This window comes from Psychrobacter sp. 16-MNA-CIBAN-0192, assembly GCF_040309565.1.
GTDB lineage: Bacteria > Pseudomonadota > Gammaproteobacteria > Pseudomonadales > Moraxellaceae > Psychrobacter.
Genome location: NZ_JBEOOX010000543.1, coordinates 1 through 250, shown reverse-complemented (window position 1 = coordinate 250; position 250 = coordinate 1). Strand labels below are relative to the sequence as shown.

The 250-nt window shown below is 50.0% G+C and carries 1 protein-coding gene; it reads left to right on the top strand.

Annotated elements, in window-relative coordinates; all coding sequences use genetic code 11:
- Window positions 1-250, top strand: a 250-nt coding sequence (locus AAEY78_RS14305; RefSeq protein WP_502943789.1) for an LPS-assembly lipoprotein LptE, incomplete at both ends; no start/stop codon positions are given.

Genomic DNA, 250 nt, shown 5'->3' with positions numbered 1-250 from the left:
GCACAGAAGCTAGCGACAGCATTACTCGCAAGCTTGCCACTGCTTTCTGTACTGGGAGCCACAGCGGCTCTTAGTGGCTGCGGCTTTCAGCTAAGAGGTTATGGCACACCGATGCTATTTGATGTGGCCAAAACAGCCATCATCATCGAAGACAATCGCACCTCCTTTCCACTAAAGTTACCGTTGTCACGACGCCTAGAAGCCTTGGGCGTCGATGTTATCGATAATATGACCTTGGTCGATATTACCA